This is a genomic window from Pseudomonas sp. MWU349, assembly GCF_017947325.1.
Classification (GTDB): domain Bacteria; phylum Pseudomonadota; class Gammaproteobacteria; order Pseudomonadales; family Pseudomonadaceae; genus Aquipseudomonas; species Aquipseudomonas protegens.
Genome location: NZ_JAFEVP010000023.1, coordinates 1 through 444, shown reverse-complemented (window position 1 = coordinate 444; position 444 = coordinate 1). Strand labels below are relative to the sequence as shown.

The 444-nt window shown below is 59.0% G+C and carries 1 protein-coding gene; it reads left to right on the top strand.

Features of this window, described 5'->3' with window-relative positions; genetic code table 11:
* Nucleotides 1-124: 124 nt before the first annotated feature.
* The coding region (locus tag KCG88_RS30815; protein WP_348984546.1) for an immunoglobulin-like domain-containing protein at nt 125-444 on the top strand (320 nt) is incomplete at its 3' end.

Here is a 444-nt window from a genome sequence, read left to right as displayed (position 1 = left end):
GGCAACAATCACCAAGGCCGAGGGCGGCAACTTCGAGAATCTGGAGACCAATCCAGCCCCGGCGGTAACTGATGTCACTGATACCATCGACACCTCAACTGTCAGTCTGACCGCAACACCAAGCGTGGCTGAGGGTGGCATTGTTGTTTACACCGCTTCGGTGACAGCACCAGTGACCGGTTCCCCAGTGGTGGTCACCCTGTCCAACGGCCAGACCATCACCATCCCAGTGGGTGAGTCGTCCGGTAGCGTGAATTTCACCGCACCCAACGATGCGTTGGCGGGCGGCAGTTCGCTCAGCACCACCATCACCAAAGCAGACGGTGGCAACTACGAGAAGCTGGAAATCAGCGACAAGCCGGCCGAGACCTCGGTTACCGATACTCCTGACACCACTACTCTGAGCCTGAGCGCGACCGAGTCGGTGGCTGAAGGTGGTTCCAT